Raw genomic sequence first — 15,212 nt, forward strand, 5'->3', positions numbered from 1 at the left:
AATGGCTGTACAGAAAAGTTACTTTTGTAGTTGAGCATTTGCATTAAGACGCATGCACGTTAGAACCGCGTCAGATGGAACCCCTGGATTTCGGGCCAGTATGACGGATAAGAGGAAAAGACCTAAGCGAAGGCAGGCGGCAGGATCAATACTAATTTTATGTATAAAGTTAATGTCTCGCTCGTCTTTGTTGATAGCTACAACGCCCCCCTCCAACATTGCTGTGGATTTACCATCAAAAGTAACTTTTACGTTTTTGTAGACTTGCTTATTATGGTGCTTTGTTTTTTTATCTTTCAGAACAGCCTCACGAGTAAGGCGAAGAAACGCCATACACAAAGCGATCACTTCATCATCACTCAGCTTTGTTGAAAAGGCCTTTTGCCCAGTCCAGTCAAACGCGCCCGGCTTAGATGCTAAAGGCCCAGCAAGGATAAGATTCACACTGCCATTTGTCTCAGAATAATTGAGCTCAAGTGCAGTCTTGCCGGAATTAAATACCTTTTCATTTCGGTAAGGTTGATGCTGTGGAACATCATTATTTATATTTTCCACCAAATATGTCCTTCACCTTCGTTGATTAAATCCTTCACCAGACCAATGTAGGTATTCCCTCCAGATTGCTTCATCGCAAAAATATAAGCACTGGTCTCTAGCATTAGATAGTCTCCCGATGGAGCACCAGGTGGAACCTCTGTAGAGCTAAGACTTTTAATGTACTCCTTTTTAACAATAGAAGGAATGTTGTTTATCATTATTGTTTTTTCATCAACGATCTTAAAATTCATACTGGTTTCAGCGCCCGCCAGACTTGCGGCATGAACCGAGTTTTGCTTAAAGCTCGACAGGCTTGGTTTATTCATAGTTAGAGAATAAATACCTAGCAGGGTAATAAGTGGAACTATGAAGAAACTAACTTTTTTAATACTCACTATCTTCATCGTCATCAAATCCCCCTTGGGTCTGGCATGCAGTAATGTAAAGAATTCTAAGTTGATGTAGGAAATTTTCTGCTGTAGCACCACCTACAAATGTTATCATTCTGTTAATTCTGATGCCTGCATCTTCAAGTTCAAACTCAGCTATTCCACAATCCGACATTATTGTCATCGTGTTTTCATCTGGGTCTTCATCAAGCGAAGGGGGTATAATAATGGATAAGATAACAGTATCTACTGGAGCTATTTCCCAATTGTGTTCCTCTCGGGCCATAGGAATTATCTGAATAAAATACCCATCCAGGATCAAAGAAAGTGGATTGCGGGTGTTGTCAGCAAACCCAAAATTACTGGTTGCTTCTTCGAAGTTTAAGCCAGAGCGCTCAATAATCTTGAGAAGTTCCTGCTTTCGTACCCCATGGTAAATCATGCCATCTGTCATCTGTAGTTACTCATGTGCTTTGATGGATAGTGTGTCGCTAAAAATCATACCAAAAACAAAGTATTCCTACCTCAGCCAGAGTGAGAAAAAGTTAACTTTCGCTCTGAACCTGTAGGTTTATCTAATCTTAGCTTAACATGTAAGCTACCGATATCTGCACCGCTCATAATTCTAAGGGCTCGTATTATTCACTTGTTGAACTAGATCATCAATCGAAAGGAACACATTACAACGCGCCAAAAGTTACTTTTATCAGAATGCACACAATTTAGCTCGAATAAGAATCTGGATTGTGATTTGGTAACAGGATCTTTAACTTTAGCAATCAGAGTATGCCTTGCTTTTACATTGCAGTATCACCATTTAAAACAATAAGTTATAACGAAACGCCAAGTGTTTGATAACATGCCTTTTCACTGGATCTGCGCTTACGAATGTGGCACTGAGGCAATTCTTTAACCTTGTAAAGAATGAGTGAGCCCGCGCTGGAGGTCAGACCTTTGGTTGCATTTAAACCACGTGTGTTACATGCCTACATGGGAATGATTCTCATCAACTATTAAAAAGTCACTTTTACATAAATCTAACAATGTACTGAAAAAAAATATTGTAAAAATAGCTTTTTTCCTCTCTGGCGACGTCATCACATCCCTCATAAATGTATGATCACACAGAGGTGATAAATGACTATACTTTCAAATCTAAGTATTGACCTTACTGATTTTACAGGACGAATTCTTATCGTCAGTGACCTTTATGGACATTTTGAACTGTTACTCAAGGGCCTTTCAAAACTGACCCAGTCCGGTGATGAAGTGGTTGTTATAACTACTGGTAATTTGTTTGACTGGGGCCCTTCCCCCTGTCAGCTGCTTGAGGCAGTGGTTTACAAAAAATTTGGTGACAGGAAAGTTCATTTTTTCACTGTGGTAGGTTTTCATGAATTACTTATGACTGATGCTATTACTCAAAAGTACCTTAAAACCTTCAGGTACTTTCCGGATACACATACTCGTAAACACTGGAGAAGTTTAGGTGGAAGCTGGCATGACTCTTACGACCAGATTTTGCTTGAACGTGATATTTATAAAATCGATTACCCACTGGTAATAAATCTCAAAACAAAACTAGGAACATACATAATTGGTTCGTCAGATATCCCCCACGATGGTGGTGACTGGAACACTCTCATGGCAACCTTGAACAAGTTGGATAACCAAAACTTACGCATTATGGCGAGTAATATAACCAGAACTAGGTATTTTCTAGAATCAGGAAAGACAATAGATGATATATCGCTTGTAGTATTAGGAGTGCATCAACCTGATCAATTAAAACGAATTCTCTCAGGGCAAACTGAACTAGCTAAATCAACCTTGTGTCTGTTCCCTAACAACTGGGATGGACTCTCAAATGCACCACTTGATTTCAAAATAAGATTTCTTGACATCACTGAAAGTGAATATGGGAGTTGCTATGAGTTTTAAGAATTTAGCTTGTGTTATCTTATTGTTACCAAACGCAAGCTACGTAATGGCAGGCTCTCAGCTCCAGCTAAGTTCTGATGTTATGGTTGACCAGAAAATGAAAAACATTGTTGTCCAAACAAGTTATTTTAAAAACAAAATTGACAACACAAAATTTATTCGAATTAGCAATCACACAAGATCATTCCCATTAATCCTCTCCTTACCGGAAATTAAATACTCTGTCATCATAAAAAATGGACACAGTACGCTTCTCTCAGAAGATGATGGCATGATTTGGGTAGAACCTGGGAGTAACGTCATACTAAAAATTAAAGAAGCTGAAAAACTCTACGATTTCATTCCAATAGTCTACATTACAGGGAAAAAGAAACCAAATGTACTTACTGTTTTACCCGGTAAAGCAATTAGTGCTGCGAAAGAGACAAAGCTAATTGAATATAAAGTTTCACCAAATCAAAAAAGAATGTCACATGATGACAAGGTTGTTAAGCTATCAGGCTTTGGTAATATAAATAAACTGAAGAAAGGTTTTTATGAAGTACAGGTCGACAAATTTACTTCTGTGAGCTTTGATAAGGAGGCTTTAATAATTACCCGAAATAATATGCTTGCGGGATCACAATATAACACTAAAAATCTTGTTGCCTATCCACATGAAAAAATAATAATGAACATTAGCGGAGAAACTCATGTTGAAAAATAGTCTGATGTTCCTTGTAATAATTTTACTAACAGCTTGTCAGCACCCCCCAGGATGGCATAAAACGCTACCCGCGATTAACTTTAGCCCTGTTAAAACAGTTGAAATGCCAGGGAAGGTTACAGGGGAATATTCTGTTCGCGTAGTCAATGCAGGTATCGACGTATATATAATAATTGACAATGGTTATAATGAGTTTATGACTGTAGATAAACTTTCCTTATACGGGAATCGTTGCGGATATGAGTCTCAGGGGGAGTTGCTCATTCCTCCCGCTGCAGTCAGTACATATATGGTTCCTAATGTAGCATTATTAGGTCTGTGCTATACAGATGATATAAAGTTGATTTTCATTAACAATACATTCAATGGTTTGTCCAAGGATAAGAAGGATACAACTGTCCCTATTGAAGTGATGATGCAGTTTAAGCTTACTTCTGCTAAAGAAAAAGAGGAATTTAATGATGTTATTTATAGCTCGTGGAATTAAAAAAGTTTGCTTAGCTGGATTCGCTATTGTTCTGACAACAAGTGCATCATGGGCCTTTACCTATACGATTGACTCAAATCCCCAAGGAGCTGTAGTCATTAATGTGATCACAAAGGAAAGAATGGGTTTGACACCAATTAAAGTGGATATACCAGATACACAGGAAGGAAAAACATTTGGTATCCTTTACAAAGACTACCGAAATGTTGCCCTCATGATATACAAACCAGCACCAACCGCAGAGAGAGCTTTTACTAATAGTCCACCCGTTGTGGTCACTAGCGCTCTTCCTGGTGAATATCCCTTAAGTGTAAATATTGATGAAGTACGGGATAAAGTTGTTGTGGATTTGCGTCCAGTCATGTCACAACCTGTTACTTTACAATAAAAAAGGGGCTTATGCCCCTTTTCTCTTTAAGCAACCTGCCTTGTTTTCATGCCTAACTGTACTAGCTCTTCTTCATAAACCCTGTCAATTGCTTCGGCATACGTATATCCGTCATTAACAAGGTTCCATATTTTACGTCGGTCAGACGGGTCTGTAGTAAAACAAAGTTCCATTTTACGATCAACATAAAGACGGACGATTTGTTGCACGTTCTCAAAACGAATCATAATCTCTGAAAAAACATACTTTACAGTCCTGATCATCTTCATCCGTTCATATTCTGATGCTGATGCTGAAATATATTTATTTTTCTCCATTGAATCAATCGCCTCTGGGCTCTGCTTCATAATAAATTTCCATGGTGAGTTGTTGGCTATCGCTACACCGATTGGCGACTTGTAGAAGTCTTCGAAGCTCTGTGTAATACAGATCCCTGCACAGTTTGTTTTACGGAAACGACGCCATGCTGCTTCAAGGAATTTAGTAAAAAAGTTAACAGCAGCATCATCACCATTACTTTCGCCGATATACTCCCAAGCCTCATCAAGTATAAACAAACGACGACGACCATCCTTTTTAATAAACATAGCATGCTGTGCTGCCTGGATTATCGACATTAACACAACCCACTGAAGATGTGGTGTAGGTTTGAGTTCTTCAAGTTCAAGTACAATGAAGCGGCTATTAAAATTAATGGGTGGCAATGATGTTGTAAACCTCCTACCGTAAATGCCGCCTTCACACCAAGGTCCAAGTTGAATGCCTATATCTTTAATTTCTTGTTTCTCATGCTTCATGCATTTTTTAGCGAAGCCAGTAACTGAAGGAAGATATCCATCTTCAGGGCTATTTGATTCCTCAGCAATAAGACGAAGCATTACTGCTTCCTGTAAAGAACTAATGTTACCATTACTTGAAGCCATTAGTTTTAGTTGATTCAGAACCATGATTGTTTGAGCAATAATGTCTGATTCTTTACTTTCTTCACCTGAATTTCCCGTTAATCCCTCCAATGATTCATCTCCTGTATATTTTCTCACTAGGAAAGCGAAAGGGTTAAGAGAAAAGGTAGCGTCAACTCCAAAATCAATAAATTGAGAGTCCTCAAATTGCTCAGCAAGCCCTTGATATGAACGTCCGATATCAACAACAAACACCTGAGCACCATCTGGTGACGCATTAAATTTGCCATTCAGGTCCAGAGGCGGATCGTATTTATCTGCCGTAAGCAGATCTCTAATATCATCAAAATGATAAAGCGGATTGATATGCTCGCCAGAACAAAGATAGTTGAGAATAATGTTGTTTGCTGCAAATGATTTACCTGCCCCTGAGGTAGCCCCAACGCATACGTTGTAACTGGCTGAAGTTTCGAAAATATCAATCATAACCAACTGTCCCTCGCGGGTTACAAATGGAATGACTGGATTTGTGGAGTTTCCTTTCCACGGGCCAAAGATAGGAGCTAGGTGAGCCGCACCCGTATTAGTCATTACATCACCACGATCCATATCTCTAAAAGTCGCCGGATCATTACATAAAGGTAAAGCCGACATGACACCAGAAAAACAAATATAACTATCATCAGCCACAACGATTTTTTTCTCGCTGTAATAGTTAATTAGACTTTTTGCAGCTATTTTCACTTTTTCCAGTGTATTATCCATGACGATAAATGTCATGTAAGTTTGTAGTAGTTTAGCTTTATCCTCCAACTCTCTAGTCAATGCCGAGTAATCCTTGTCCATATCGGCAAGGCGAGGAAGATATTTTAAAACAATAGGTATTTTTGACTGATTATCTGTTATCGCTTTATAACGAAGATACTCTTTCTGTATTTTCTTTTGATGTGGGAATTGTATACAGAAGTTGATAATAAAAGGAGAGAAAATGGTTTTGCTTCCAGTCATCCAGTCAACAACCAACTCGTAAACAGCACCAAAGTTGACATATTCAGGGAATTTTGTCATCGACAAATGCTTAAAATATCGTTGAGCTGTCTCATCATCATCAGCAGACAATGACGCGAAATAATCCTCCCCCACCTCATATTTCCTTCCTGGAATGTTGACCTGATTATTTAATGGCATTAATGTACTAGCTTCAAGTCCACCATATTTCCATCTGGAGTCTTTTCCGGGGTTTAATATTTTATCAACACTGTACAACCATGTGTCAGCATTACCAACAATTGGTGACAAGGTTAAACCTTCTAGTTTAGATAGAAGGTCTTTAAAAAGGCCATCCAGTCGCATGGATTCGGATTCATTAGGAGAAAAACCTTTAATAGGTATCCTAACCGTTACCCACAACTCGAAATTCCTAAGCTTCAAATCATCAGCTTGCGTGATCTTAATGCCATCAGCTTCTTTCAAAGGCTCATATTGACTTTTTGTCAGGTAATCCAGTGAGTATACGGTAAGAAGATCCGCTTTTTCATTATCCCTACCTCCCATCCTGTTACCTCTGCGACGTAACCAACGGGACAATGATATGTTGACATCCGGTAAAGCAGCCAGTGTCATTTGCATAATGGACTCCGCAGGAAAATCCATTTTAAACAGATCCGTCAATAGGTTTTGTTGGTTATCATACAATCCAGGAGAAGGGTTGCAGACAAAAAAGAAACCTACCGCGTTATCTTCCAGCAAAAAATAAGGGGCATCCACCATTCTGTCGACCACGGGAATGAAGTGCCCTAAGTTATATCTTTCAAGTTCTTTTGCGAGACGTGAATTGTTCATACTGTTACCTTACATTCCGTGGAACACTATATTTATGCGTGTGGCTAGAAAGAACTACCGGTAACCCCATTCGCCGTTACGCCTTTAGTACTACGTTGCTGCTGCTGCATGTTGTCACGAGCGCGTTCCTGAATTTCCAGTGGGACAATTCGCGCCGGATTTTTTAATGCTGAATCACCTGCCACCCACGTTTGAGGCTTAACATTGACATATACATAGCCAGGGAGGTTCAAAGCGTCGTTATCGTCTGTGTAAGGCGCGATAAGCACACGCATAACTTTGCCTTGTCTTAACACAGCCAGCGGCTCAGGAGCGATAACAGCTTGTCTCGTACCCTGTACCTGATACTGACGCTCTTGATATGAACTCAGCGTTGGGTTTACCGGCTTGCCATCAAATTCTGAATACAGTCCCTTTCCTGCTGGTACGCGCTGCTGCGACACATAACTCGCTGTTGTCAGCGGCTTCACCGGCTTAGAAGTTCCGGTGAACAAGGGTTTAGGGCCAGCACTTACTACCGGTTTCTTTGGGTACTGCACGCCCGGTGGCGGAGTCAACGACGTTGGATATTTGCTATCTGCAATATCCTGCTTTCCCTCATCACCTTCCTTTTTTAAATATTTGAGATCGTCATGATTGTTAGTTGCTTCCATAATTGCCCGTGGCCCCATACACAGCACACCTTTTTCAATACCTGGGCAGCTGCTCTCAGATTGACCTATGCACCCTGATAAAGAAGACACCGCAGCAACAGACATGAGAAATTTCGTGATGTTGTTCATTTATATACCTTATTTGTTAAAGGGATTTTTAAGCAAAGGTTGTAAATTCAGTTTTAACCAGTTTTTATAATCAGTCGGTAATCCATTGCCCAACACTCCATCTTCACGAACTACAGATGGGATGCCTTGAACGTTATAAATGGATGCCAGGTATAGACCTGTAACAATAGGTTCAACTGAACAATCTTTCAGATTTTCATGAGGAATAAGCCGGTTGTTTATATCTTTTGATTTTCCTAATAACGACTGAAGAATATCGTAATTGGTAATTTTACCAGCTTTAACAGAGCACCACATTTGTTTTACCCGTTTAGCTGATTCGCCAGGGCTGGGTAAAATAACAATATCAAAGCGAACAAGTTCCCTTTCTTCATTCATCTTTTTCAGAAAGTCAATACAATCTTGACAATCAAGAGAAATGAATATAACTGCCTGTCGTTTGAGGGACGGATTCCCGAACTGGATAGTAAAGGCATCCTCAGGTTTGAACGGTGCTTCGTTCAATGGTAAAAAGTAACTTTCTCGGATATCTGATATCGATTGAACTTGTTTTTTCCTGAGAACATCATAAACTTTACCTTCTGAAAAAGAGTAGCGACCCGTTGTGGTAACTAGGGTGAGGCCACTTCGCTGATCCTCAAATAAAAAAATCCCACCCGTCGGTAAGTAGACAGCATCCTTTGGCTGGTAAGGACTAAGCTTGCTAACTAATCCCCTTGACGACTGATTTAAAGCGAGACCATTTTCAGCAGCAGCGCGTGTTAACGCCGCAGCTTCTGCATCATACTTATCAGCTGCAGCAGAATGAGTTGAATTGAGTAGTGCTATACACACGAGCAACTTGATAAGTAACTTTCTCATAATCACTGTTTACCCTCAAAATATTTAGGGTCTATACCATATTCAGTCAGTTCGCTTTCTACTTCTGATTCATCTATGTAAGCTACTTCATTTACTGTTGATGGTCGTGTAATGACATAATTCATATCGAGCACCAGGAAATCACGTGCCCGGTAAAGTGCCATCAACTTGCGAATATAAGGGAGATAACCTTCACCTTTTCCATTGTGTGCTTTTAAATACTGTTCATTTAAAGCAGAAGGGTTAAGAACGGCAATTTTTACGCTCTTATGAAACAGTCCTACTCCTTCATTCATTCTCTTCCCAATATACACTGAAATACATACCAGGATAGCGACGACAATGATGATTTTAACAGCCTTTTCGACTAAAGAATAAGACAGTGAGAATGTCAGGCTTTTCTGTTCGCTTGACACTTTTTCAAAATCAGCGTCATGTTGGTCTTCATCTTTAACTGGTTGAGTCATGTTTATTTCGCCGATAAATTGGTTGGGATGGATGCACCACTAAGAACGACAAAAGTCGCATTAATACCCGGAGAAAGCTCTACAACTGGCCACTGCTGATCAATCATGTGGGTATACCAGTCTGTCAGCTTGTTTAATCCTCCTGAGACCATACCGCTTGCACCCACAGCGCCAAGAGCACCAATATTAGGTCCCTGGTATTGTGCTTGTGAGTTAGGGTCGATATTCAACTGGCTAACTTTGCTTGGGCTCAGTCCCTGCGCCAGCGCACTAAGTCCACCTGCAAAAGCACTACCCATAATGGCGTTACCGTTTCTGGAGATAAGCGTACCTTTGATACCGGCTTTACCATCGATTTCACTAACAGCGTATGCCTCCAATTTGATATCAAAGCTTTTGCCTTTAGAATTAACACAGCTCAGACTAGTTGTGCGGATATAGACTCGTTCAGAAGCCATATCTCCACGAGCAGTACCTAAGAGGTTGCAGTCACGTAGATCCATTCTGTAGTTATTGGGTAAAAACACATCGCGTTTAACCCTGAACGTTACTCCCAAAGGTTCTTCTTGAGACGACAATGATGTCGGCGCTTCAACACCTGTCACCAGAACTGCATACAGTTGAGACGTAGCAGGCAAATACTGGTCTTCAGCACGCTTTGAGTGGCGAGCATTGCTATCAACCGGCTTAGTACCATCTCCTGCGATAGCAGCTCCAGGTCCAGCTTTAACGACCCGCTTTTGATTCGCGTTAGTAATGTTCTTTTCAACAATTGGTGTGACTTCAAGAACACCGTTATTGGCCGTGGTAATGCTGTTGCTGGTTATAGTGCGTACCAACTGAGTGCGTTGAGGCGCAATCCCTCCTGCAACTGGTATTTCCTGATTGCGATTCCCTTCTGCATTACGGTTTAGCTGATAGGCTGGATTTTGCTGCTGATTTTCATAGACCGGCTGGCCTACGCGGTTATCAAGACTACGATTGCTCGCAGGTCCCTTTCCATTCTGCATATCAGAGATCTGTTGGTTCAGTTGCTTAATTTGGATTTTAAGTTCAGTCAGCTCACTGGAATTTTCGGCCTTATATTTTTCCATTTGCTTTACCTGATCCAACATGTTTTGTTGATCTTTACGGTTTTCCTGCTGAACTGTTTGCAAAAACCTTTTCTGACCTTCTTCATCCATATTGACGATGGAAGAAGTGTCAAGCAAGTTAGTCACAGGCTTAATTTTTTTAGCTTTCTTGCTCGAATCATCTCCGCCCATAAGCGTGATGGTTACCATCACAAGAGCCGCTAATGCTAGGACAAGCAAAAAAGCAATTCGAATTGCTTTATTTTCTTCCCACAATTCCTTCAGCTTCAAAGTTTTCATTATATTGACCTTTATTACTTGGTGGTAAATATCTCTTTACCCTCAATGACCTGACCTTTTCATCTATCTGCGGTACAGAGTAAGGAGGCTCAGCCCGTAAATTTTTGAAAACGTTATTTTCGAGTTGCTCATAGAACTGACTATCACTATCCAGTTCAATGTGAGGCAACTCTATTGCCTGTTCATTGGTTTTCTGATCAAGTGTGGTGATGCTTTTTTCATCAAAACTTTCATCCGGTTTTGAATCAAAGCTACCCTTTCGAGTGAAATCCTTATCAGATAGCAATTTGTCAGAGTCATATACCTTAAAATCATCAAAGCCAGGGGGCGCTGATTCTTGCACTGTATATTCCGATGGCACAATTTGAACTATCGCGGTGCGTTCCTTTGCTAAATTCCCTATAAAAAACCCCATCCCTAGACCGACACTGAACAAAATGCCCCAAGTGAAAATTGAAAAGTTACTTTTTTTTGTCATTCATTAATCAGACTTGGTCGTTTAGTTACACGTGACTCCCGTTCCTGATAAAGCTTGTCACGAAGGATATACAGCTCAGTTTTTTCACCCGGTTGTAAGAATGCTTTATCAAAGATTGCGGTAGCAATCACACCTGGTGTTATGCATTTTTGGTCATCAACAACCGATGGATATGTCAGTGTGTTTTGCACAAGAATGACATCAACCAGTTCACGAGCCCCAATAAGACGTTGCCCAAGTTTTGCGTAAAAATTAAACCGGCAAGGGGATTTTTCGTTATTAGGTATAACCGAAAGTTTATCTAGTTGGAGTGCAAAACCGGTAGGTACCTCACCGTTAGCAACGGGATAAAGAATATCTATTATCCTTTGTTTGCGGTCATCCTGAGCAATAGCTTTTTCGTCAAGCTCACCCGATTGCGCTTTTTCAAGAAGTTCTTTATTTGTGTTTTCAGCGATATGGCGATCACGTTCAATGGCCATGTTTCGCGTTAACTGTGTTTGAACACGAATCATAGCTCCCGGTACATCGATGGGGATCAATGTCAGGTTATATGTTGATTCAGGAACCCCTTCTTCGGACAACATGATACCTATAGGCGCATCTTTTACAGTTGTTATAAAGACACTGCCACCTTCTACATAGATGGTTGTATCTTCTGACGGTGCAGTTGTAGAAACGCTTACGTTCTTAAAAGTCGTCTGGATACGGTTTTGTAAACCTAATGAAACAGGGAGAACAATGTTTCCACCCGGCGGCACCGTGACGTTTTGCATTGGCTGATACCGTTTTTTTGCTTCGTTTACCGCTTTCTGCCCAGGCCCCTCAGAAGGGGTATTGTTCAACAGGGAATCGGTCATTGACCGAACCGCTGGTGAAGAAGCACTCGCTGGTGAAAGTCCGGGGGCAGCAGGTAGTGCAGTTGTCGGGCGGTTCGAATTAACAGGCGGCTGATTGCTGTCAATTGGTGGTTGATTAACAGCCACTGTCCCCGGAACTTGTTTAACTGCATTAGTTACAATATTCATAGCTTCGGCGGAATCTGGTGGTTCATCGAAAGCTTGTGTATTCACTGCCGACGCCGGAATACTGAACGGTTCATCTGCATGAACAAATGGAGCCAGCACGTTTAATGTGATTAGTATACCTAAGAGTTTTCTTTTCATATTATTGAGCTTCTGCTTCGTTCAGTTGCTTGTTCATATCGGTATTTTCAGTGAACTCTTTTTCCAATACCTTCCCGTTAACTGTGACTTTTTTGATATTAGGGGTCCCTGAATACTGGTTCAGATACAGTATTCGAGGTCGCCCACTTTTCACACTCAAAACCATCTCGTAAGTCCAACGCTCAGTTTGTTCCTTATCAGAGACGTTTAGGAATTTAGTTTTGCGAGTACCCCATACATAAAGAACATTATCACTGGGTAAAAAGTTGACGTCCTCTGCAACAAATGTTTGATCAACCTTTCTTGCAAGCATTAAATCCGAGGCTTTTTTGAGTTCTGCTTCTAACTCGCTCTGTTTAGATGCCGGAAACATCTTAAGAATATAACTGGTAACGAAAGTAACATTTTTAGGGTTAATGTTCCCCAATGTGGTTGCTATAAATAGCCCCCATTGCGTCTTATATGACTCACTTGCCTTACTTCCGGCAACGGAAACTTCCTCAGTCATATCCGGAGGGATGGCAATGACCTCAGTTGTGGAAAAAAAGACCACTTTAATTACCAAAAGGCCAGCAATCACCGTCAATAATCCATTGTTTAAGATTAATTTTTTGTCACGCTGAATTAACTGACTGTAGGTAAGTTCAGCACCCGTTTTCTTCCCTTTTTTAGGAGGCTCGAGTTCTTTTGACAAATTCAGGATGGACTTATGACGCTGAATTTTATCATTGCTGTAACTTTCAGTTTTTTCATACTGGACGTCGTCAGCCTCATCATCCTTTGATTTATCAACTGTCTTCTTCTTCGGTACAAACCTGAAGAAGTTCATGACGTTTTCTAAAAGTGACTTTTTCTCGTTCATAACTTCTCCGGGGTTAATTTAGCTGTACAGCACTCTCATAAAGGGATCAGAGAAATATCGACTCTGGTAAACAGTTCTTCCAGGAAGAAAACCATTCCACCAAAGTTTATGTTTCAATCTCCCCCGTACAGAGCTTTCCTTAGCTTTGTTGTATGAGACCCAGTAAACAACTGCGGTTACTGTGGCTATCGTCATGCATTCAAAAATGTTCCCGAATGCCAGGAGTCCCATAACAACACCAATCTGCTTTGCATCAAAAAAGAGAATCAGCAAAGGTAAATTAATCCGGTACGGAAAGCGGTATGTGTAGTTATTTTCCATTCAGTTACCACCAGTAGTCATCATGCTGTCTATTGTACAGGTAATAAAAAGGGGACTTTCGTCCCCAAATTGTTGTTTTGCTCGTTTAGCAAAAATTTTTTTTAAAGCACAACACCCGCATCAAGGAATCCGGTGATGATTTTTTCGCCGTTAGCCAAAATCATCATCATTAGGAATGAAACGAGTGCCAAACCCGGGTTCGGACGGCCGATGGAGAAGTAGAATGCAGAGATCAGCATACATGCGGCCAGGGCCTTCCCGGGCGCGCCACTTAAAGCTTCTGAAAGTTGGGTCCAAATTTCACCCAAGGCTCCGTCATCCCCGCCCGCCAAAGCAATAGATGAGAACAACGCAGCGCACAACAGCGCAATAAATACCTGGAACATTTTATTGCTAAGCATATTACGCAGGCTTTCAGCCAGAGTGTAGTTAGCAGTAGTGCCGCTCATAGCCATTGATTTCTGGATCATTGTGAAACTCCTGAATGCGAATATTGTATATGTGTTCTGGTGACTAACCAGCAATTGGAGAATACCCTGGGTTAATTTTTGATTTTCAAACTAAGGAACAAATTTTTTAAACAAAAAAGAGAAAACGCTGAAGTTATAAAAGTTACTTTTCAATGAGTTTTTTTCTTATCGACATGTCATTATCAATTAGTTACAAAATTCGCCCTGTTTCATTCATTTCACTTTGCCAAAGAAAACATATTGATTTTAAAGTAGATTTTGACAACCTCTTTTCTCCCGTAATCCTTTTTATCCTCCTGTACATTCTTGGTTTCTTCGAAAAAGTCACTTTTTTGTCCATGCAAACACTGTTTTTGCGATCATAAAAGTAACTTTTGGACCTGATAAATTTCGATGTCCTTTAAAAAAGTGACTATTGGTCACCATCTTAATGTTCACTTCTTGAGCAAGGACAACCAGGGAGTTGAGAAAAGTCACTTTTTGGCTGTGATACAGTTCAGGTGTTAATTTTCCCCTTCCAGCTTAACAACCATAATTAGTGGGTCATCAAAAGAGGCGCACAGATCCTCCAAAAATGGTCCTAGAATGTAGAGAAAATGGAGAAATTTTGAATAATTTGTAACCCACATAACATATTGATCTTTAATAGTTTAATGTTATTTTTGGAATAATTATCTAAATGACTACGGTTACACATAGCACTTTGGAACATAATCAGCTATAGAAGATAAAACTTATGCTTTTACCCTCTTCCCATGGGCCATTTCTAAATGTAAATTTAGGAGAATTCTTATGTTTGTCATGAAAGGAATATCATGAAAAGTCGGATGGTAGAGGTCGCTGGGTTAAATCTTAAAATTACCATACATAACAACATGTTAGCTTTGAGTTATAATATTGATGGGCTCAGTATTTACAATTCAAGTCGTATTATTCGCAACTCAAAACTAACCGAATCTGAGATTTTCGCAAGAATTGGCGCTGATTTGGTTGGCAAAGTTTTTTCTGTAAATATCAAGCAGATAAACAACATCGTACACTCTAATGTCTGCGTAATACCTATACAGACTCAAGCTAAACAGGTTAACTTTGCGGCTGGAGTAATGGCGTCTTGTTTCAAGAATTTCTGATTAATAGTCTAGATACCATAGGGATAATCGGAAGTATTATCGCTCCCCTGCTCGTGATGTCAGCTGGTTCTGGTGACATAAAAATACCCCCTTACCTAGCGATCTTTTCC

General features: G+C 40.3%; 18 protein-coding genes. 5 read left to right on the plus strand and 13 right to left on the minus strand.

The genetic code is table 11. From position 1 onward, the window contains the following. Positions 1–18: 18 nt before the first annotated feature. The 3 genes from KB892_RS27550 to KB892_RS27560 are packed head-to-tail and all read right to left on the minus strand — an operon-like array spanning position 19 to position 1,380. Positions 19–555 carry a hypothetical protein gene (locus KB892_RS27550; protein WP_004181791.1) on the minus strand — a complete coding sequence of 179 codons (537 nt, stop codon included), beginning with the start codon at positions 553–555 and terminating at the stop codon, positions 19–21. After that, positions 543–947, minus strand: a complete 405-nt coding sequence (locus KB892_RS27555; protein WP_032437918.1) for a hypothetical protein — start codon at positions 945–947, stop codon at positions 543–545. The genes KB892_RS27550 and KB892_RS27555 overlap by 13 nt, the downstream gene beginning before the upstream one ends. Continuing rightward, positions 922–1,380 carry a hypothetical protein gene (locus KB892_RS27560; protein WP_004196672.1) on the minus strand — a complete coding sequence of 153 codons (459 nt, stop codon included), beginning with the start codon at positions 1,378–1,380 and terminating at the stop codon, positions 922–924. Before KB892_RS27560 ends, KB892_RS27555 begins: the two co-directional genes overlap by 26 nt. 683 nt (positions 1,381–2,063) lie before the next feature. Here KB892_RS27560 and KB892_RS27565 point away from each other — a divergent pair. Genes KB892_RS27565 through KB892_RS27580 form a run of 4 tightly spaced genes read left to right on the plus strand, consistent with a single transcriptional unit; the run spans position 2,064 to position 4,448 of the window. Continuing rightward, a complete protein-coding gene (locus KB892_RS27565) occupies positions 2,064–2,867 on the plus strand; it encodes a metallophosphoesterase (protein ID WP_014386512.1) in 804 nt (267 codons plus the stop codon). Continuing rightward, positions 2,857–3,573, plus strand: coding sequence for a hypothetical protein (locus KB892_RS27570; RefSeq protein ID WP_101992390.1), 717 nt, complete (start codon positions 2,857–2,859; stop codon positions 3,571–3,573). Before KB892_RS27565 ends, KB892_RS27570 begins: the two co-directional genes overlap by 11 nt. Then, on the plus strand, positions 3,560–4,060 hold the full coding sequence (locus tag KB892_RS27575; RefSeq protein WP_004196661.1) for a hypothetical protein: 501 nt from the start codon (positions 3,560–3,562) through the stop codon (positions 4,058–4,060). Before KB892_RS27570 ends, KB892_RS27575 begins: the two co-directional genes overlap by 14 nt. Then, positions 4,032–4,448, plus strand: a complete 417-nt coding sequence (locus KB892_RS27580) for a hypothetical protein (protein ID WP_014386510.1) — start codon at positions 4,032–4,034, stop codon at positions 4,446–4,448. The genes KB892_RS27575 and KB892_RS27580 overlap by 29 nt, the downstream gene beginning before the upstream one ends. Positions 4,449–4,474: 26 nt before the next feature. On the opposite strand, the gene KB892_RS27585 is transcribed toward KB892_RS27580, so the two are convergent. The 10 genes from KB892_RS27585 to KB892_RS27630 form a co-directional block, all read right to left on the minus strand. Further along, positions 4,475–7,192 carry a TraC family protein gene (locus KB892_RS27585; protein ID WP_004196678.1) on the minus strand — a complete coding sequence of 906 codons (2,718 nt, stop codon included), beginning with the start codon at positions 7,190–7,192 and terminating at the stop codon, positions 4,475–4,477. A gap of 44 nt (positions 7,193–7,236) precedes the next feature. After that, positions 7,237–7,974 carry a type IV conjugative transfer system lipoprotein TraV gene (gene traV, locus KB892_RS27590; protein WP_004181797.1) on the minus strand — a complete coding sequence of 246 codons (738 nt, stop codon included), beginning with the start codon at positions 7,972–7,974 and terminating at the stop codon, positions 7,237–7,239. 9 nt (positions 7,975–7,983) lie between these two features. Next, a complete protein-coding gene (locus KB892_RS27595; protein ID WP_025368610.1) occupies positions 7,984–8,835 on the minus strand; it encodes a thioredoxin domain-containing protein in 852 nt (283 codons plus the stop codon). Between the two features lie 2 nt (positions 8,836–8,837). Then, positions 8,838–9,302, minus strand: coding sequence for a hypothetical protein (locus tag KB892_RS27600; RefSeq protein ID WP_004181799.1), 465 nt, complete (start codon positions 9,300–9,302; stop codon positions 8,838–8,840). A gap of 2 nt (positions 9,303–9,304) precedes the next feature. Beyond that, entirely contained in the window at positions 9,305–10,675 is a 1,371-nt protein-coding gene (locus tag KB892_RS27605) for a TraB/TrbI/VirB10 family type IV secretion system protein (RefSeq protein ID WP_032437928.1), read from the minus strand. Next, entirely contained in the window at positions 10,635–11,153 is a 519-nt protein-coding gene (locus KB892_RS27610) for a hypothetical protein (RefSeq protein ID WP_014386508.1), read from the minus strand. Before KB892_RS27610 ends, KB892_RS27605 begins: the two co-directional genes overlap by 41 nt. Beyond that, positions 11,150–12,319, minus strand: coding sequence for a TraK domain-containing protein (locus tag KB892_RS27615; RefSeq protein ID WP_004026506.1), 1,170 nt, complete (start codon positions 12,317–12,319; stop codon positions 11,150–11,152). The genes KB892_RS27610 and KB892_RS27615 overlap by 4 nt, the downstream gene beginning before the upstream one ends. Before the next feature lies 1 nt (position 12,320). Further along, positions 12,321–13,181, minus strand: coding sequence for a TraE/TraK family type IV conjugative transfer system protein (locus KB892_RS27620; RefSeq protein WP_004196647.1), 861 nt, complete (start codon positions 13,179–13,181; stop codon positions 12,321–12,323). Between the two features lie 18 nt (positions 13,182–13,199). After that, on the minus strand, positions 13,200–13,502 hold the full coding sequence (locus tag KB892_RS27625; RefSeq protein WP_024198097.1) for a type IV conjugative transfer system protein TraL: 303 nt from the start codon (positions 13,500–13,502) through the stop codon (positions 13,200–13,202). Positions 13,503–13,603: 101 nt separating this feature from the next. Continuing rightward, positions 13,604–13,972, minus strand: coding sequence for a hypothetical protein (locus tag KB892_RS27630; RefSeq protein WP_004026504.1), 369 nt, complete (start codon positions 13,970–13,972; stop codon positions 13,604–13,606). An 815-nt stretch (positions 13,973–14,787) separates the two neighbouring features. Between KB892_RS27630 and KB892_RS27635 the strand changes: the two genes are divergently transcribed. After that, entirely contained in the window at positions 14,788–15,102 is a 315-nt protein-coding gene (locus KB892_RS27635; RefSeq protein WP_032437932.1) for a hypothetical protein, read from the plus strand. Positions 15,103–15,212 lie beyond the last annotated feature (110 nt).

This window comes from Klebsiella sp. P1927, assembly GCF_018204675.1.
Lineage (GTDB): Bacteria > Pseudomonadota > Gammaproteobacteria > Enterobacterales > Enterobacteriaceae > Klebsiella > Klebsiella pneumoniae.

Bases quoted from the DNA above. Each gene is read 5' to 3' on its own strand.
- KB892_RS27595 (WP_025368610.1), bottom strand. From the start codon at position 8,835: ATGAGAAAGTTACTTATCAAGTTGCTCGTGTGTATAGCACTACTCAAT.
- KB892_RS27585 (WP_004196678.1), bottom strand. From the start codon at position 7,192: ATGAACAATTCACGTCTCGCAAAAGAACTTGAAAGATATAACTTAGGG.
- KB892_RS27625 (WP_024198097.1), bottom strand. From the start codon at position 13,502: ATGGAAAATAACTACACATACCGCTTTCCGTACCGGATTAATTTACCT.
- KB892_RS27610 (WP_014386508.1), bottom strand. From the start codon at position 11,153: ATGACAAAAAAAAGTAACTTTTCAATTTTCACTTGGGGCATTTTGTTC.
- KB892_RS27555 (WP_032437918.1), bottom strand. From the start codon at position 947: ATGACGATGAAGATAGTGAGTATTAAAAAAGTTAGTTTCTTCATAGTT.
- KB892_RS27600 (WP_004181799.1), bottom strand. From the start codon at position 9,302: ATGACTCAACCAGTTAAAGATGAAGACCAACATGACGCTGATTTTGAA.
- KB892_RS27630 (WP_004026504.1), bottom strand. From the start codon at position 13,972: ATGATCCAGAAATCAATGGCTATGAGCGGCACTACTGCTAACTACACT.
- traV (WP_004181797.1), bottom strand. From the start codon at position 7,974: ATGAACAACATCACGAAATTTCTCATGTCTGTTGCTGCGGTGTCTTCT.
- KB892_RS27560 (WP_004196672.1), bottom strand. From the start codon at position 1,380: ATGACAGATGGCATGATTTACCATGGGGTACGAAAGCAGGAACTTCTC.
- KB892_RS27635 (WP_032437932.1), top strand. From the start codon at position 14,788: ATGAAAAGTCGGATGGTAGAGGTCGCTGGGTTAAATCTTAAAATTACC.
- KB892_RS27605 (WP_032437928.1), bottom strand. From the start codon at position 10,675: ATGAAAACTTTGAAGCTGAAGGAATTGTGGGAAGAAAATAAAGCAATT.
- KB892_RS27575 (WP_004196661.1), top strand. From the start codon at position 3,560: ATGTTGAAAAATAGTCTGATGTTCCTTGTAATAATTTTACTAACAGCT.
- KB892_RS27570 (WP_101992390.1), top strand. From the start codon at position 2,857: ATGAGTTTTAAGAATTTAGCTTGTGTTATCTTATTGTTACCAAACGCA.
- KB892_RS27565 (WP_014386512.1), top strand. From the start codon at position 2,064: ATGACTATACTTTCAAATCTAAGTATTGACCTTACTGATTTTACAGGA.
- KB892_RS27580 (WP_014386510.1), top strand. From the start codon at position 4,032: ATGATGTTATTTATAGCTCGTGGAATTAAAAAAGTTTGCTTAGCTGGA.
- KB892_RS27615 (WP_004026506.1), bottom strand. From the start codon at position 12,319: ATGAAAAGAAAACTCTTAGGTATACTAATCACATTAAACGTGCTGGCT.
- KB892_RS27620 (WP_004196647.1), bottom strand. From the start codon at position 13,181: ATGAACGAGAAAAAGTCACTTTTAGAAAACGTCATGAACTTCTTCAGG.